The following is a 15,437-nucleotide window of genomic DNA, read 5'->3' as shown; positions in this document are numbered from 1 at the left end:
CGTCAGGCGGCCTCGTCTCGTACGGAGGAAGAGCAGGACCGTCAGGCGGCCTTCGCCTTCGTGGCGTACATGTCCACGTACTCCTGGCCGGACAGCCGCATGACCTCGCTCATGACCTCATCCGTCACCGCCCGCAGCACAAAGCGGTCGCGGTCCATGCCCTCGTAGCGCGTGAACTCCAGCGGCTCGCCGAAGCGGACCGTCACCCGGCCCGGCCGCGGCAGCCCCTTGCCGCCCGGCTGGAGCCGGTCCGTGCCGATCATCGCGAACGGCACCACGGGGGCGCCCGTCATCAGGGTGAGCCGGGCGATACCGGTGCGGCCGCGGTAGAGGCGGCCGTCGGGGGAGCGGGTGCCCTCGGGGTAGATGCCGAAGATCCGGCCTTCCTCCAGCACCCGGCGGCCGGTCATCAGCGCGGCCACGCCGCCGTGCCCGCCGTCCCGGTCCACCGGGATCATGCCGACGCCCGTGAAGAACCAGGCCATCAGCCGACCCTTGAGGCCCTTGCCCGTGACGTACTCGTCCTTGCCGATGAAGACGACCTGACGGTCGCAGACCAGCGGCAAGATCATCGAGTCGATGAAGGTGAGATGATTCCCCGCGAGGATGACCGGGCCGGAGCCCGGGATCCGCTCCGCCCCCTCGACCTGCGGGCGGAACATCAGGCGCATCAGCGGACCGAGCACTGCCTTCAGGAACGCGAATCGGGACAACGGGCCCTCCGGTCGGGGTCATGAGCTGAGGCGCCCGCGTGCGGGAGGTCGGTTACTCAGGGTGAGTCAACCCGATACCGCGCACTTGCGCCGATGAGACGATACTCGCCGGTCAAGCCCCCGCGCACACCGGGTTCACCCACCTGATACGCACTGTTGACCCACGTTTCCCACGCGTTCTGCCCAACGTCTCCCGTAGGAAAGCCGCTCCACCCTACGATCGGGCCGTCTTTTGATCAGGTTTTGGCAGGTAACGACTCCACAGCGAGGAGTGTCATGGAGCGGGAGCAGAAGCCTGGACGTCGCGCCATCCTGGGGGCCGCGGCCCTCGGCGCGGGGGCGATGGCGCTGGGCGGGGCGGGTACGGCCACGGCGGCAGAGGCGTCCGGGGAGGCGTCCGGGAAGGGCCATGGCCTGCCGGTGCCCACCGTCATCGGGCACCGCGGGGCCAGCGGGTACCGGCCCGAGCACACCTTGGGCTCGTACCAGCTCGCGCTCGACATGGGCGCCGACATCATCGAGCAGGACCTGGTCCCCACCAAGGACGGCCATCTCGTCTGCCGCCACGAGAACGACATCACGGCCACCACGGACGTCTCCGCGCACCCGGAGTTCGCCGACCGCAAGACCACCAAGACCGTCGACGGCACCGCGCTGACCGGCTGGTTCACCGAGGACTTCACGCTCGCCGAGCTGAAGACCCTGCGCGCCAAGGAGCGCATCCCCGGCACCCGCCAGCGCAACACGCTCTACGACGGCCGTTGGGAGGTGCCCACCTTCGAGGAGGTGCTGCAGTGGGCCGAGCGGGAGGGCCGTAAGCGGGGCCGCCGGGTCTGGCTGTACGTCGAGACCAAGCACCCCACCTACTTCCGCAAGCTGGGGCTCGGCCTGGAAGAGCCGCTGGCCAAGCTGCTGCGCAGATACGGCCGCCACAAGAAGGACGCGGCGCTGTTCCTGCAGTCCTTCGAGCCGAGCAGCATCCAGCGGCTGCGCAAGCTGGTCGACACCCCGGCGGTCGTGCTGCTGTCCACCATCAACAGCCGCCCCTGGGACTTCATCGAGGCGAACGACCCGCGTACGGTCGCGGACCTGGTCAAGCCCGAGGGCCTGAAGTGGATCGCGAGCTACGCCCAGGGCATCGGCCCGGACCTGTCCGTGATCATCCCGCGCACCGCCGACGGGAAGCTGGGCACCCCGACGAGCGTGGTCAAGGACGCGCACGCGGCCGGTCTCGTGCTGCACCCCTACACCATGCGCAACGAGAACACCTTCCTGCCCGTCGACTTCCGGCGCGGCACCGACCCCAACGCGTACGGGGACGCCTTCGGCGCCTTCAAGAAGTACTTCGAGACGGGCATCGACGGCATCTTCTCCGACAACCCGGACACCGCGCTGCTCGCGGCGGAGGACTTCCGCAAGAGCCGGTGAACACCCGCCCGGCGCGCGGCGGTGCCCTGCCCGTACAGGGGGACACCACCGCGCGCCGCGGCGTTTCCATCCACCTGGGCCGGTGACCTCCGTCCGCGCCGTCAACTCGCGTCCGCGTAGCCGCCCCCTCGGGTGAGAGACCGGCGCACCGGCAACCGATCCCGACCCGCCCACGTCCCGCCGGGTATGGATCTTCTGGAAAGGCTCCGCCCGCTGCTCGCCGCCGAGGCGGCGGCCGAGGCCTACGGCGCGGGCATCGAACCGGCCGAGCTCGAACAGGCGGTGTGGCTGCGGCTGCTGGAGCGCACCCGCGCGGACGGGCCGCCTCCCCAGCCCGCGGCCTGGCTGCGCGGCGCGGTCCGGGCCGAGGTGCGCGGGGCCAGGCGGCGGGCCCGGCGGGAGGTGCCGTACGACCCGGTGGGCGACGGCCCGTCCTGCGGCCCCGACTCCCGGACCGCCGAGCACGCCGAGTATGCCGAGCCCGCCGAGCATGCCGTGCTCCGGGCGGAGACGGGCCGTGCACTGCGCGCGGCGGTGCGCCGGCTGCCCGGCCGCTGTCCCCTGTTACTGGGCGCGCTGCTGTCCCGCGCCGACCTGACATACCGCGAGATCGCGGGGGAGTTGGGAATGTCACAGGGCAGCCTGGGCCCGGTACGTTCCCGATGTCTGGGTTGCCTGCGCAGAATGCTCACGGCGGAGATTGCGGCTCCTGAACTCTGGGGAAAGGAGCGTTAGACAATCGGCGCCTCGGAGGCGGACGTGCATCCTCACGACGGCTCCAGTCAGGCCAGCACCCCGGTCGCATCCCTACCCTCAGCGCGGCCGGCGGACCGATACAAGGGGAGGCATGCGCACATGGGCATGAGCGTGACCATCTCTGCGGCGACCGCGGACGACGCCGAGCAGATCCTCAAGCTGCAGTACTTGTGCTACCAGCGGGAAGCCGAGCTCTACGGGGACTACTCGATCGAGCCGCTGACCCAGTCCCTCGACGACCTCCGTGCCGAACTGGGCAAGGGCTGTGTGCTCGTGGCCCGGCTCGGCGCGGAGGTCGTCGGGTCGGTCCGCGGCACGGTCGACGACAAGGGCACCGCCGCCATCGGCAAGCTCATCGTGCACCCGCGGATGCAGCGGCACGGCCTGGGCGGGCGGCTGCTCGCGGCGATCGAGGAGCGGCTGACCGAGGAGCGGGACGCCAAGCGGTACCGGCTGTTCACCGGCCACCGCAGCGAGGGCAATCTGCGGCTGTACCGGCGTTACGGCTATGCGCAGGTGGGCACCGAAGAGGTCAACCGCCGGCTGAGCCTGGTCACCCTGGAGAAGGAGGCCATGCCCTCGGCGTACGCGGCCAGCGCCTGAGACAGCGTTTGAGACAGCGCTTGAGGCCCGCCGGGATCAGTCCTGGCGGGCCTTGCGCAGCCAGATGAGACCGGTGACCGGCAGGAAGATCGGGATGAAGAGATAGCCCATCCCGTAGTCCGACCACACCGTCTGGTCGGGGAAGGCGGAGGGGTCCGCGAGCGTCCAGGTGCCGATGGTCAGCACGCCCAGCAGCTCGGCGGCGCAGCAGACGAACGCCGCCTTGCGCGCCCCCTCGCCGCCGCGTACGAGTGAGACGGTGATGAACGCGTACACGACCGCCGAGACCGCGGAGAGGATGTACGCGAGCGGGGCCTCGTGGTACTGCGCGGCCAGCTGATAGATCGAGCGGGACGCGGCCGCGACGGTGAACACCCCGTACAGCAGCACCAGCAGCCGACCCGGCCCCTGGCCGAGCCCGCCCGGGCGGGCCCGACTCGGCTGATCGGCCTGGTCCGGCTGCTCGGCTTCGTCGGCCGTGCTGGATTCGGGCGCTGACTCAGGCACCGGTGCCTCCCCAGATGTCGTACAGCCGCACCTCGAGTACGGCCAGCACCACAGCGGCCGCGGCCACCGTCGCCGATCCCCACCGGGTCCGCTCCGCCAGCGACATGAACGCCGCGATCGGCACGGCGAGACCCGAGCCGACCAGATACGCCACGAAGATCGCCACACTCTCGTCGGGCCGCTGCCCGCGCGCCAGCAGGACGATCCCTATGACCAGCTGGACCAGGCCCAGCAGGGTCACCACGGCCATGCCGATGAAGTGCCAGTCCTTGGTGGGCTGGTCGCGGTAGGTGGCGAATCCGCACCACGCGGCGAGTGCGAGGGCGGTCACACCGAGCGCGACCGTCAGCGCGTCGATCAACGGGACCTCCGCGCGGTGCGGCGGCGCACACAGGGGGTGGCAAGCATGGGACGAGGGTAATCGGCCGGGCAGGGCGCCCTGTGCCCGGCCCCGGAGGGCCCGTACGCTGACGCGATATGAAGATCTCCGCTGACGCCCTGCTGTTCGACAACGATGGAACCCTGATCTCGTCCCTGGAGTCGGTTCACCGTTGCTGGAGCCGCTGGGCGCGGGAGTACGGAATCCCGGCGGAGGACTTCGAGCGGGTCGAGCTGCACGGCCGCCCCGCCTCCGACATCATCGGCGATCTGCTCCCCGCACACCGCGTACCCGAGGCCCGCGCCCGCATCGACGCGCTGGAGCTGGCGGATGTGGCGGGCGGCGGGGTGGTGGCGCTGCCCGGGACGGTCGAGCTGCTGGGGCGGCTTCCCGTGGGCCGCTGGGCCGTGGTGACGTCCGCCAACCGCGAGCTGGCCGAGGCTCGTCTCGCCGCGGTCGGGATCTCCCCGGGGCTGCTGATCAGCGCGGACGACATCACGCGCGGCAAGCCGGACCCCGAGCCCTTCCTGCTGGCCGCCGACAAGCTCGGCTTCGACCCGGCCCGTTGCGTGGTCTTCGAGGACGCCCCGGCCGGGCTCGCGGCGGGCCGGGCGGCCGGGATGCGGACCGTGGCGTTGACCACAACGGCGGACCGGGGACAGCTGGTCGCCGATGTCGTCGTCAAGGACCTGTCGGCCGTGTCCGTCAAGGCCATCGAGGGCGGGCTGGAGATCACGGCGGGGGAGTGAGCCGACCTCCTGCCGCTCCGCCTACCGTCCACGGACTGGTCTGACAAGTCCGCTATTCGGACAAGTTTGATGGGCCCGTACATGTGTCTGCTTTACTTACGCCCATGACCACGACGAGCAGCCGCGCCACCGCGACCGAGGCGATCCAGACGCCCGGTGCTCGCTGTATGTGTCGAATGTGTGACCGCTGAGGGCCCCTGCCTGAGCCTCGCGCCCCGAAGCGAGACCCGCTGAGCTGAGCCGCGTCCGGACCCATCCGTGCCGGACCGCGCCGCCCCGCGTCACCGGAACCCCGAAGCCGCGCCCGCGCCTGCGCTCGCGTGCGCCCGGGGCGCTCCACGCCGCGTTCCGCAATGAACGAACCGTGCCCGGCGGCACCATCCGCCGTGCACTCAACAGTGACGGAAACCCCTGTGATCACCACGACAGGCCTGACCAAGGTCTACCGCTCACGAGGCCGCGAGGTCACCGCCCTCGACGGCGTCGACCTCCATGTCCGCGAGGGCGAGGTGTACGGCGTCGTCGGACAGAGCGGCGCCGGCAAGTCCACCCTCATCCGCTGTGTGAACCTCCTGGAGCGCCCCACCTCGGGCACGGTCACCGTGGCAGGCCAGGACCTGACAGCGCTCGCCGGGCGCGGACCGCGAGCCGGTTCGGCACTGCGCAAGGCCCGTACCGGGATCGGGATGGTCTTCCAGCACTTCAACCTGCTTTCGTCGCGCACCGTCCGGGACAACGTCGAGTTGCCGCTGGAGATCCTCGGCGCATCCGGCAAGCAGCGCACCCGCAAGGCCCAGGAGTTGCTGGACCTGGTCGGCCTCGCCGACAAGGCCAAGGCGTACCCGGCGCAGCTGTCCGGTGGCCAGAAGCAGCGCGTCGGCATCGCCCGGGCGCTGGCCGGCGACCCCAAGGTGCTGCTGTCGGACGAGGCGACCTCCGCCCTCGACCCGGAGACCACCCGCTCGATCCTCCAGCTGCTGCGCGATCTGAACCGGCAACTCGGGCTGACCGTGCTGCTGATCACCCACGAGATGGACGTCGTCAAGTCCATCTGCGACTCGGCGGCGCTGATGCGCGACGGGCGGATCGTGGAGTCCGGCGCGGTCGCCGATCTGCTCGCCACGCCCGGCTCCGAACTGGCGCGGGAGCTCTTCCCGGTCGGCGGGGAGCTGCCGGGCACCGACCGGACCGTGGTGGACGTCACGTTTCACGGTGAGGCCGCGACCAAGCCGGTTATTTCCCAGCTGGCGCGTACCTACAACATCGACATCTCGATCCTCGGCGCCGCCATGGACACCGTCGGCGGCCGGCAGGTCGGCCGGATGCGGATCGAACTGCCCGGCCCGTTCGAGGAGAACGTCGTGCCGATCGGGTTCCTGCGCGAACAGGGGCTGCAGATCGAGGTGGCCAGCGGCGCCGAGGCGGCGCTCCGCGGGGCGAATGACGCGGCGAATGACGGCAAGCCGACCAAGCCGGCCAAGCTGACCAAGGAAGGTGCCAAGTGACCTGGTCCGAGATGCAGCCCCTGCTGGAGCAGGCCTGTTGGGACACGCTCTACATGGTCGGCTGGTCGGCCCTGATCGCGGTGGTCGGCGGACTGCCCCTCGGGGTGCTGCTGGTGCTCACCGACCGCGGCGGGGTGCTGCAGAACGTGGTGGTGAACAAGGTCGTCGGCCAGATCGTGAACATCGGCCGCTCCATGCCGTTCATCATCCTCATGGTCGCGCTGATCTCCTTCACCCGCTGGATCGTGGGCACCTCGATCGGCCCCGAGGCCGCGATCGTGCCGCTGGCGATCGGCGCCATCCCCTTCTTCGCCCGGCTGGTGGAGACCTCGGTGCGCGAGGTGGACGGCGGGCTGGTCGAGGCGGTGCAGTCGATGGGCGGCTCCACCTGGACCGTCGTACGCAAGGTCCTGCTGCCGGAGGCGCTGCCCTCGCTGATCTCCAGCGCCACCACCACGATCGTCGCGCTCATCGGCTACTCGGCGATGGCCGGCACGGTCGGCGCCGGCGGCCTGGGCGACCTCGCCATCCGGTACGGCTACCAGCGCTTCGAGACCGAGCTGATGTGGATCACCGTGGCGATCCTGGCGGTGGTGATCTCCATCATCCAGTTCGCCGGTGACTTCGCCGCCCGCGCCCTGTCGCACCGCGGCCGCTCCTCGGCCACTTCGCGGCTGCGGCCGGTGCGCGCCACGAAGCGAGCCGAGGAGCCCGGCCCGGTGGCCAAGGTCGCCGAGGCATCCGAGGCCCCCTGAGCCCCGGCCTCTTCTCCGTCCTGCCGAACTTCCGCTCCAACCCCTCGTAACTCCCCTCCGCGCAGAGCGCCCTGGCACCCGCAGCGGCCTCGTATGCCCAAATAGAAAGGCACTTTTCGTGCGTAACACCACAAAGACCCTCGCCATCGCCCTCACCGCCGGCGCCCTCACCCTGGGCCTGGCCGCCTGCGGCGCGGACAAGGGCTCCGACAAGAACGGCGCGCTCGTCGTCGCCGCGAGCCCCGTCCCGCACGCCGAGATCCTGAACTACATCAAGGACAACCTGGCCGAAAAGGCGGGCCTCAAGCTCGAGGTCAAGGAGTTCACCGACTACAACACGCCGAACACGGCGACCGAAGACGGGTCGGTGGACGCCAACTACTTCCAGAACCAGCCGTTCCTCGACGACTTCAACAAGAAGAAGGGCACCCACATCGTGCCCGTCGTCACCGTGCACCTGGAGCCGCTCGGCCTGTACTCGCACAACGTGAAGAAGGCCGACGACCTCAAGAGCGGCGCGACCGTGGCGATCCCCAACGACACCGTCAACGAGGCCCGCGCCCTCAAGCTCCTGGACGCCAACGGCGTCATCAAGCTCAAGAGCGGTGTCGGCAACGAGGCCACCCCGAAGGACATCGCCGACAACCCCAAGGGCCTGAAGTTCAAGGAACTGGAGGCCCCGCAGCTGCCGCGCGCCCTGGACGATGTGGACGCCGCGGTCATCAACGGCAACTACGCCATCGAGGCCGACCTCAAGCCCGCCAAGGACGCCCTCGTCCTGGAGTCGCCCGAGAACAACCCGTACGGCAATTTCCTCGCCGTGAAGAAGGGCAACGAGGACGACCCGCGCGTCAAGAAGCTCGCGAAGCTCCTCACCTCCCCCGAGGTGAAGAAGTTCATCAAGGACAAGTACGACGGCTCCGTCATCGCCTCGTTCTGACCGCGGACCCGGACTGCGTGACCCCGGAGGAAACCACATGATGCGCAAGATCGCGGCCCCTCTCGCCGCCGCCGCACTCGCCCTCGGGCTGACCGCGTGCGGCGCGGGCTCCGGCGGCGGATCGGACGACGACACGCTCGTCGTCGGGGCCACCGCCGTCCCGGCGGGCGAGGTGCTCGACTACATCAAGAAGAACCTGGCGGAGAAGGCGGGCCTCAAGCTCGAGGTCAAGGAGTTCACCGACTACGTTCTGCCGAACACCGCCCTCCAGGAAGGCTCACTGGACGCCAACCTGTACCAGAACGTCCCATTCCTGGAGAACTTCAACAAGACGAAGGGCACCGACCTGGTGTCCGTGGCGGATATCTATCTGCCACCCATGGGCGCCTACTCCAAGCACATCAAGGACATCTCCGCCCTCAAGACCGGGGCGACCGTCGCGGTACCCAACGAGACCACCAACGAGGGACGCGCCCTCAAACTGCTCGCCGCCAAGGGGCTCATCGAGCTGAAGAAGGACGCGGGAGTCACCGCGAGCCCCGCCGATATCACCGCCAATCCGAAGAAGCTCACCTTCAAGGAGCTGGAGCCGGCCCAGCTGCCGCGCTCTCTCGACGATGTCGACCTGGCCGTCATCAACAGCAATTACGCGCTCGACGCCGGACTCGATCCGGCGAAGGAGTCGGTGCTGCTGGAGTCGGTGAAGGGAAACGAATACGCCAACGTTCTCGCCGCGAAGAAGGGCAATGAGGACGACCCGCGGGTGAAGAAACTGGCCAAGCTCCTCACCTCGCCCGAAGTGCGGAAATTCATCCAAGAGAAGTACAAGGGGTCGGTGCTGCCGGTCACCGGCGGTTAGCCCGCGCACTGGCGATGGCTCCGTATCCGAACGTCACAAACGGATACGGAGCCTTCCGCTTGGCCACCCCGTGCTGCATTTCTCTCAGGCGATGCTGCATGCTGGGCTCTTCCCGAAACCTTGGACCCCAGGACCCCGGACCCCGGTTATGGAGCGGCGCATGACATCCACCTTCCCGGACATCTCCATCAGTACGGAACGGCTGGTGCTGCGCCCGTTCGAGGAAGCGGACGTGCCCGCGCTCACGGAGATGATGAACGACGAACTCGTCACCGCCTGGACCTCGGTGCCCCACCCCTACACCACCCGCGACGCGCACGAGTGGGCGCTGCGCACCGCGCCCGCCGAACGCACCTCGGGCCGCGGCATCGTCTTCGCCGTCGCCGAATTCCTCACCCAGCGCCTCGTGGGCATCGTGCACCTGAGCAACACCGACTGGCGCGTACTGGCCACCGAGGTCGCCTATGTCACCGCCCCCTGGGCGCGCGGCGAGGGCTACGCCTCGGAATCCACGCTGGCCGTCGCCCGCTGGCTCTTCCAGGATCAGAAGTTCGAACGGCTCGAGCTGCGCACCGCCGCGGACAACGCCGCCTCCCAGCAGGTCGCCCAGAAGATCGGCTGCATCAGCGAGGGCGTCCTGCGCAACGCCTGGATAGCGCGCACGCAGACGGAGGGCGGCGGCTGGATCGAGGTGCGCACCGACGTCATCGTCTGGAGCCTGCTGCCCGAAGACCTCCAGGGCGTGCACGGCGGCCCGATGGAGGACACGGACGGCTTCAGCGCGTACCCCACGTACTCCGACTGGAACTGACCACCCTCGGCGCGCGCCCTGCCCCTGGCCGGGGCGTGCCCGACCGGTGGCGTGCCTCACCGGTGGCGACTCGACCACACGTCCCGGCCTTGGTGCGCCCTCGGCCTCTCGGCGCGGCGCGCCCGGCCCGTGGCGTGCCTCACCGGCAGCGCGCCCCGCCCCCGGCGCGCCCCCGCCTCAACGCGCCCTGAACTCACGCCCCGAGCCTCCCGCCAGGGCCCCGCGCCCCCGGGCGCATGCGCCCTGCGTCCGGAGGTCCGGACCAGGCGGGATAATCTCTCCAGGCCCGAGCACCGCGCCCAAGCACCTCGCCCGAGCTCCGCGCGCCCCCGCGCGGCGGCGAGCGCACCGGCGCAAGCCACCTCCGCGGCCGCCCGCCGCCCGCCCGCGACACCCTGGGAGACACACGACGATGGCCGACCGCGTCACGGTGATCGGTTGGGACGGCTCCCCGCTCACGGACGTGGCCCGCTCCGCTCTCGGCGCGGCCACCCTCGTGGCCGGCGCCGCCCACCACCTGGCGCTGCCCGAAGTCCCGCCGGGCGCGGAGCGGATCAGGCTCGGCAGCGTGGACCTCGCCGCCCGCCGTATCGCCCAGCACCGCGGCTCCGCCGTGGTCCTGGCCGACGGCGACCCCGGCTACTTCGGCGTCGTACGCGCCCTGCGCGCCCCCGAGCACGGCCTGGAGGTCGAGGTCGTCCCCGCGGTCTCCTCCGTCGCCGCCGCCTTCGCCCGGGCGGGGATGCCGTGGGACGACGCCCAGGTGGTCGTCGCCCACAGCCGCGACCTGCGCCGCGCCGTCAACGTCTGCCGCGCCCACCCCAAGGTCGCCGTGCTCACCTCGCCCGGCGCCGGCCCCGCCGAACTCGCACTGCTGCTCGGCCCGGTGCACCGCACCTTCGTCATCTGCGAGGCCCTGGGTACCCGGCACGAGCGGGTGACCGTACTGACTTCCGACAAGGCCGTCGACCACGCCTGGCGCGACCCCAACGTCGTCATCGTCATCGGCGGCTCCGGCGCGCCCGCGGTGCGCAGCGCGCCGGCCCCGGGCGCCGCGCGCGGCGTACTGCAGGGCGGAGGGTGGCTCGCCGGGCGCGACCCGGGCTACCCGGGCGCCGTACGCGGCTGGGCGCTGCCCGCCGCCGCGTACGCGACCGTCCTCGGCGAGAGCGAGTCCCCTCAGCTGCGCGCCACCCAACTGGCCCGCCTCGGCCCCCGCGTCGGCGACCTGGTCTGGGACATCGGAGTGGGCAGCGGCGCGGCGGCGGTCGAGACGGCCGGGTTCGGCGCCGCCGTCATCGCCGTGGACCGCGACCGGGACGCCTGCGAGCGCGCCGCCGCCCTCGCCCGCCGCTTCGGCGTACAGCTCCAGGTCGTCCACGGCGCCGCGCCTCAGGTCCTCGAAGACCTGCCCGAGCCGGACGTGGTGCGAGTCGGCGCCGGCGGCCCCGCAGTCGTCGCCGCGTGCGCCGACCGCCGCCCCGAGCGGATCGTCACACATGCGGCGACACGGGACGAGGCGGAAGCCGTCTGCCGGGCGCTGGAGGACGGCGGCTACGCGGTCGAATGCGCCCTCCTGCAGTCGGTGGAACTGGACACCAGAGTGTGGGCGGAACGCGAGCGTGCGGTGGCCTTCCTGGTGTGTGGTCACCGCCCGCACCTGTGATTTCGCCCTCTGACGCTGCCCCCGGCCACCACCCGGATATGCCCCTGTGACCCTCGCCCCGATGAGCGTTGCCGAGCGGCGCCCGAGGTAGGCTGGCGGATCGTTGTACTGCCTGTGCCGCTGCCCGGCGTTCGGCGCTTTATCGGCCAATGGCCGGAATGCGTCCCCCTCTTGACGGGCCGCGGTAGGCAATGCCTCGGGCGTGCTACGTGCCGCGCACCGCGTGCGCTCGTTCTTGCCTCTGAGGCTTGCTCTAGGCGGTAGGCGGTAGGAAGGAGCACTAGCGATGGGCGAGGGGTACGCATGACCGACACCGGCCAGGTCCCGGGCGAGGGACTGCCGGAGAACGCGGGCGGACGACTCGGACAGCCGCATCCCACGGATGTCCACACCCCCCCTGCCGACGCCGGCTTCATCGAGCAGCCGCAGTCCGCGTACACCTTCCTCGACACGCACGACGCCAGCGGCGAAGAGGACGACCTGCTCCTCATGCCCGGCGCCCAGGGCGCGTGGAGCGAGCACCAGCCGCAGTACCACCCCCCACAGGCCCCGTACCAGCAGCCCATGACCCATGTGCCCGGCGGATACGAGACCGGAGCCTACGAGATGGGCCCGGCGGGTTACGACGCGGTGCCGGCCCAGGGCTACGGCCCCTATGACCAGGGGCAGGCCGAGCCCTATACCCAGGGGCAGGGCGGCCCCTATGACCAGGGGCAGGGTGGGCCCTACGACCAGGTGCCCGGCGGAGCCTATGACCAGGTGCCCGGCGGAGCCTATGACCAGGTTCCGGGCGGGGGCTACGACGCGGGACCGGCCGAGTATGTGGACGCGGCGCCGGGTGAGTACGAGAACCCGGGACAGGCCGAGTTCGGAAACGCGGGACAGGCCGCGTACGGAGACTCGGGATCTGCCGAGTACGGGAACGCCGGACCGGAGGCCGAGTTCGCAGAGGCGGGACCGGCCGAGCACGGGGACGTAAGGCCGCCCGAGCCCCAACCCCAGCCGGTGTCCGCTCAGCCCACGGAGGCCGAGCCCGCGCCTGCTCAGCCCATGCAGGAGCAGGCTGCGCAGGGCCAACCCACGCAGGATCAGCCCGCGCAGGGGCAGCCCCTGCCCGCCCAGGCTGCTTCCGCCCATCCCACCCCTGCTCAGACCGGTGCGCCGTCGCCCAGGCCGCTCGCCCAGGCCGCCCCCACCCCGCCGCGGCGCCCGCTGCACATGGGCCCGCCGATGCCCGAACCGACCAACGGCGTCGTGCGTTCTCTCGCCGACCGGGGCCCGGCCGGAGCCGGTGCCCCGGCCCCTGCCCCCGCTCATGTCGCGCCCGTCCACCAGGCCGAGACGCTGGCCGCCGGACCCCAATACATCGACCAGCCCGGTGAGGACGCCGGACCGCTCCCCGGTCCGCAGCCCGGCAGCCCCTGGGGCGCCCAGCCTCCGCAGGCCGCGCCCCTGGCGGAGGACGTGGCCGACGCTGCCGAGGAGCTCCAGGCACAGGGCCCGTACGAGCCGCATCAGTTCGCCGAGCCCGCGGCGGAGCAGGCCGACGTCGCCGAGGCCATCCCCGCGGAGGCCGAATTCCAGGGCGTGGACCCAGCCGTCGGCATCCCCGCGCAGGCCGTCCACCCGGACTCCGTTCCACCCCAGCGGGAGCCGGAGAACGCCCTGGCCGCGGAGGGCTTCGCGGGGCCGGTGGCGGATATCCCGGCCCAGAGCCACCCACAGGCGGAGCCGTCCGCGCAGCCGACCCCGGGCATCGTTATCCCGGCCCAGTCGGACGGCACCGCGACCCCGGCCGAGCCCGCGCCGCAGCCCGTACCCGTGGCCCCGGGCCACGCCATAGTCGCTGAGGCCCCCTCGTCCGACGACCCCGTGCAGGGGCAGCCCGAGCAGCCCGAGCAGCCTCAGGAGGCGGCGGAGGCGGCGGAGGCGGGTTCGGCCGCCGCCACGCCGGAGGCCCCCGCGGCGCAGGCCCCGCAGGGCCGCGCCGCACGCCGCCGCGCGGCCCGGGGCCGGACCGCCGCTCAAGGCGCGGCCACGGCGAGCGAGGCTCCGGCCGAGCCCGTCGCCGACCTGGCCGCCGTGCAGGACGCCCCTCCGGCGCAGGCCCCGCAAGGACGGGCCTCGCGACGCCGCGCCGCACGGGGACAGGGCCAGCAGGGTCAGCGACCGCAGGGCCGGGGAGCGCCCTCCGAACCGGTGGCTGCGCCGGACGGCGTTGTGAGCGACCCGTCAGAGGGGAGCGCGGCCATCCCCGCGCCGGCTGATGGCTCAGCCGGAGCAGCCGCAGCCGAGGACGCGCCTGCCGCGCCTGCGGCTGGTGCTTCCGGCGCGGAGACTGCCGCCACGGCCCCAGTCGGGGCCGCGCCCGTGGACGGTGCAGCCGTCGATGCCTCGGCTGTTGCCGAGAGTGCGGTTGCTGACGCGCCGGTTGGGGACGGCGCGACTGCCACGCCAACGACTGACGCGGCTGCGGCTTCGCCTGCTGCTGGTGGCGATGCTTCTGCGGAAGCCGCGACCGCCCCGCCGACGGCTGATGGGCCTGCGGCTGCCGCGTCCGGTGCTGTGCCCGTTGGGGACCCGACTGCGTCGCCTGCGGCCGAAGTGCCGGGCGGCGGTGCGGTTGCTGCCGCGCCTGCGGGCGCCGCTTCCGGCGCGGGCTCTGCCGCTACCGGGTCGGATGGCGACGTAGCCGACCCCCAGTCTGCCGCTGCGCCCGATGGGGACTCTGCTGCGGCCACGCCCGGACAGGACGCGCCGGGTGGCGACGCCGCGAGTACCGCGACGGCTGGAGACGCGCAGGGTGGCGGTGCCTCGGCCGCGCCGAAGGCTGGTGCGCCTGCCGCTGCGGCGTCGGCAGGTGGCCCGACTGAGGCGGGCGGGGGCGAGTCAGCCGCCGCGGCCGAAGTGCCGGGCGGTGGTGCGGCTGTTGCCGTGCCCGGGGGCGCCGCTTCCGGCACGGAGTCTGCCGCTACCGCGTCGGCCGGCGACGCTGTAGCCGAGTCGGCCGCCGCGCCCAACGGGGACGCCCCCAACGGTGCGGTTGCCGACGTGTCGGCTGAGGAGAGCACGATCGTCGTGCCGACGGCTGACGCGCCTGTGGCCGCGCCCGGGCAGGACGCACCGGGTGGTCAACCTGATGCGGCTGCGGCCGAGGGGGACGTGCCGGCCGGCGACGCGACTGTCTCGCCTGCGGCTGACGCAGAGGGCGGCAGTGCCGCCACAGCCGCGCCTGCGGCTGGTGCGCCTGCCGCTGCGGCGTCGGCAGATGGCTCGACTGAGGCGGGCGGGGGCGAGCCAGCCGCCGCGGCCGAAGTGCCGGGCGGTGGTGCGGCTGTTGCCGTGCCTGGGGGCGTCGCTTCCGGCACGGAGTCTGCCGCTACCGCGTCGGATGACGAAGCAGCCGGGACCGAGTCTGCCGTTGCGCCCGGCGGCGAAGCCGCCGGTGCGGCTGCGGATGCGTCCCAGGGCGTGATTGTCGCGCCTGCGGCTGATGTCCCTGCGGCTGCCACCGCGCCCGACGGGGGCGCTGCTGCCGCTCCGGCTGCGGCCGAAACGGACGCGCCGGGCGCCGACGCTGCTGCCGCTGCGTCGGCCGTGGCTGAGGCTGCGGGGAGCGCGCCCGGTGGTGGCGCCGACGCCGCCGCGCCTGCCGCTGTGTCGGCTGGGGGCGACGAAGCAGGTGGGGACTCTGGTGCCGCGCCGACTGCTTCGGAGGGGGTCGCGCCCGGTGGTGACCCTGCCGCTGCTGCGCCCGCCGCTGTGT

At 72.1% G+C, this 15,437-nt stretch carries 13 protein-coding genes and 1 pseudogene; 11 read left to right on the top strand and 3 right to left on the bottom strand.

Features of this window, described 5'->3' with window-relative positions; all coding sequences use genetic code 11:
• Window positions 1–41 precede the first annotated feature (41 nt).
• Entirely contained in the window at window positions 42–713 is a 672-nt protein-coding gene (locus tag ACFV2X_RS35090) for a lysophospholipid acyltransferase family protein (RefSeq protein WP_089510443.1), read from the bottom strand.
• 276 nt (window positions 714–989) lie between these two features.
• On the opposite strand from ACFV2X_RS35090, the gene ACFV2X_RS35085 reads away from it, so the two are divergent.
• The 3 genes from ACFV2X_RS35085 (at window position 990) to ACFV2X_RS35075 (ending at window position 3,500) form a co-directional block, all read left to right on the top strand.
• On the top strand, window positions 990–2,141 hold the full coding sequence (locus tag ACFV2X_RS35085) for a glycerophosphodiester phosphodiesterase (RefSeq protein WP_385624490.1): 1,152 nt from the start codon (window positions 990–992) through the stop codon (window positions 2,139–2,141).
• Between the two features lie 186 nt (window positions 2,142–2,327).
• The gene (locus ACFV2X_RS35080) at window positions 2,328–2,876 is read left to right on the top strand and encodes an RNA polymerase sigma factor (RefSeq protein WP_385624487.1); all 549 of its coding nucleotides are present in this window, start codon (window positions 2,328–2,330) and stop codon (window positions 2,874–2,876) included.
• A gap of 120 nt (window positions 2,877–2,996) precedes the next feature.
• The gene (locus ACFV2X_RS35075; RefSeq protein WP_385624484.1) at window positions 2,997–3,500 is read left to right on the top strand and encodes a GNAT family N-acetyltransferase; all 504 of its coding nucleotides are present in this window, start codon (window positions 2,997–2,999) and stop codon (window positions 3,498–3,500) included.
• A gap of 36 nt (window positions 3,501–3,536) precedes the next feature.
• Here the strand turns inward: ACFV2X_RS35075 and ACFV2X_RS35070 are convergent, their stop codons facing one another.
• Together ACFV2X_RS35070 and ACFV2X_RS35065 are read right to left on the bottom strand one after the other, a co-directional pair.
• Entirely contained in the window at window positions 3,537–4,007 is a 471-nt protein-coding gene (locus ACFV2X_RS35070; RefSeq protein WP_385624482.1) for a hypothetical protein, read from the bottom strand.
• Window positions 4,000–4,368, bottom strand: coding sequence for a hypothetical protein (locus tag ACFV2X_RS35065; protein WP_089510438.1), 369 nt, complete (start codon window positions 4,366–4,368; stop codon window positions 4,000–4,002). Before ACFV2X_RS35065 ends, ACFV2X_RS35070 begins: the two co-directional genes overlap by 8 nt.
• A gap of 116 nt (window positions 4,369–4,484) precedes the next feature.
• On the opposite strand from ACFV2X_RS35065, the gene ACFV2X_RS35060 reads away from it, so the two are divergent.
• The 8 genes and pseudogenes from ACFV2X_RS35060 to ACFV2X_RS35025 form a co-directional block, all read left to right on the top strand.
• Complete coding sequence (locus tag ACFV2X_RS35060) at window positions 4,485–5,135, top strand: HAD-IA family hydrolase (protein WP_385624480.1); 651 nt, start codon at window positions 4,485–4,487, stop codon at window positions 5,133–5,135.
• A gap of 413 nt (window positions 5,136–5,548) precedes the next feature.
• On the top strand, window positions 5,549–6,640 hold the full coding sequence (locus ACFV2X_RS35055; protein ID WP_385624478.1) for a methionine ABC transporter ATP-binding protein: 1,092 nt from the start codon (window positions 5,549–5,551) through the stop codon (window positions 6,638–6,640).
• Entirely contained in the window at window positions 6,637–7,395 is a 759-nt protein-coding gene (locus ACFV2X_RS35050; RefSeq protein WP_014175052.1) for a methionine ABC transporter permease, read from the top strand. Before ACFV2X_RS35055 ends, ACFV2X_RS35050 begins: the two co-directional genes overlap by 4 nt.
• 118 nt (window positions 7,396–7,513) lie before the next feature.
• On the top strand, window positions 7,514–8,335 hold the full coding sequence (locus tag ACFV2X_RS35045) for a MetQ/NlpA family ABC transporter substrate-binding protein (protein WP_385624475.1): 822 nt from the start codon (window positions 7,514–7,516) through the stop codon (window positions 8,333–8,335).
• A gap of 40 nt (window positions 8,336–8,375) precedes the next feature.
• Complete coding sequence (locus ACFV2X_RS35040) at window positions 8,376–9,194, top strand: MetQ/NlpA family ABC transporter substrate-binding protein (protein WP_385624662.1); 819 nt, start codon at window positions 8,376–8,378, stop codon at window positions 9,192–9,194.
• Window positions 9,195–9,354: 160 nt separating this feature from the next.
• Window positions 9,355–10,005, top strand: a complete 651-nt coding sequence (locus tag ACFV2X_RS35035) for a GNAT family N-acetyltransferase (RefSeq protein WP_385624472.1) — start codon at window positions 9,355–9,357, stop codon at window positions 10,003–10,005.
• Window positions 10,006–10,417: 412 nt separating this feature from the next.
• Window positions 10,418–11,671, top strand: coding sequence for a precorrin-6y C5,15-methyltransferase (decarboxylating) subunit CbiE (gene cbiE / locus ACFV2X_RS35030; RefSeq protein ID WP_385624470.1), 1,254 nt, complete (start codon window positions 10,418–10,420; stop codon window positions 11,669–11,671).
• Between the two features lie 303 nt (window positions 11,672–11,974).
• A pseudogene (locus tag ACFV2X_RS35025) lies at window positions 11,975–15,437 on the top strand (hypothetical protein); the annotation flags it as partial.

It is taken from the genome of Streptomyces sp. NPDC059679 (genome assembly GCF_042734105.1).
Taxonomy (GTDB): domain Bacteria; phylum Actinomycetota; class Actinomycetes; order Streptomycetales; family Streptomycetaceae; genus Streptomyces.
This window is presented reverse-complemented; position numbering and strand designations above follow the sequence as displayed.